General features: G+C 44.2%; 1 protein-coding gene. It reads right to left on the bottom strand.

Features of this window, described 5'->3' with window-relative positions:
- Positions 1 to 75: 75 nt before the first annotated feature.
- Positions 76 to 1,599 (bottom strand): ISNCY family transposase, encoded by a 1,524-nt coding sequence (locus EKG38_RS24685; protein ID WP_126523524.1) that lies wholly within the window; start codon positions 1,597 to 1,599, stop codon positions 76 to 78.
- Between the last annotated feature and the right edge of the window lie 139 nt (positions 1,600 to 1,738).

The raw sequence follows: 1,738 nt of genomic DNA on the forward strand, positions 1-1,738 counted from the left end.
TGTGATTACCGAGGGAGCCTGACGGAATAAAAGCCAAGCGACTTTGTCGTTCACTATATAGTCTAGCCTATCATGCTAGATTTCCTTATTTAGGGATGCAGCTCGTTTAACTCGCAGTGCTCTGGTATTCATCACCTCACGCTTCCAGATATTTCGTATCGTGCTACTGCTTACTGTAATGTCATGCTCCCTTTTCAGCTCAGTCATTAGTTGAAAGGAAGTACGATATGGATTGTTGAGTGTCAGCTCGATGATTTTGTCTTCTGTCACCTCAGGAATGCGATTTTTGCTTCTTTTTAAGGGCTTGTTGATACGCTTAAGCCCTAGCACGCCTTTTTCTTCCAGCACCTTTTGATAGGTATAGATACTTTGCCGAGAGCATCCCGCAACTTGAGCGGCTTTCGTGACGCTACCCAAGGTTTGGGCTAGCTCGATCACATCCAACTTACGCTGAACCTCCATTCCGAACTCAGAGCCTCTTGGTGGTTCTTCCAGCTCTGTTATATGAAGTTTTCGATGGCCAAAATAAACCGAGAATGCCCCATCAAACTGACAGCGAATTTCAAGCTTTTGATTGACGATAGAATATCGGATTGGAGAGTCAATAACGTACATCTTGTTGTTATAACTAAAGGTATGATCTCGCCGTACCTTCCGATATTCCTTGTGCACACAGATAGTATCTAAGTCAATATGCTCAGGAACGGCTTTGAAGGCTGACCACTTACTTTTCGCTTTCACGGTTATTTTCTGCTGCCAATATATGGGGATAAACACCTTCTGAAGATACTCATTCGCACTGTGCATATCCGTGATATTGTGAAGTCTAAGCTCAGGAACTAATCGGTCTTGGAACGTATCAAAAGAGCGTTCAACTCGTCCTTTTCCTTGTGGAGAATTGGCGAAGATGATTTCGATCCCCAACTCCTCACAAGCACGTTGCATCTGAGAGAAGTGACAGCGCTTAGGACCACCAAAAATCCCTGCTCTGTCGACGTAAAGCGTCTTAAAGAGTCCTCGCTTCTCGATATAAGCCTTCATGACTTTCATGCAACCTTCCGTCGTTTCTGAAGGGAAAAACTCAGCATGGATATCACTCGTTGCGTCATCGATGATGGCAATCAAACACGAGCGACTATCACCAAACCAACGATGGGGGCTACCATCCATTTGCAGCATTAGCCCAGGAGATTCCATACGCTCTCTGTACTTTCTTACTTGACTGCGACGACGTTTGGCTCGTTTAACATGTTTAATTTCGTGAGCCCAGCCTCGCAATGTTTCACGCTTAATACTCAGTCCTTCATTTTCAGCGAGCAATTCGGCAAGGTGCTGTAAATTGAAGTCGTAATACTTGGTTTGAATGAGGTGTAGAACCTGTTTTTTCAATGACTCTGGCGTTCTATTGATGGGTGCACGACCTTTATTTCCATGCACGACGAAGCGGAGCCCTTCAGCCCTATAACGACTGAGGTAGCGTTCTATTGTTCGGCGGGATTTATTGAGGAGCTGAGAGGCACTGTTGATGCTGATCTTACCTTGGGTGACTTTGGCGATCACATCAACGATAAGTTGGGAGCGAGAATCCATGATGATCATCCTTAATAACCCCTGAATAGTGATTAAAACTATTCAAAGGATTATGTATAAAAATAGATCCGTCATTTTCCCTTGGTAATTAGCAAACCGACAAAATCGGTTGGTAGTTAAGGTACGACATAATCGCTTGGTGATCACA

The organism is Shewanella canadensis, from assembly GCF_003966225.1.
Lineage (GTDB): Bacteria > Pseudomonadota > Gammaproteobacteria > Enterobacterales > Shewanellaceae > Shewanella > Shewanella canadensis.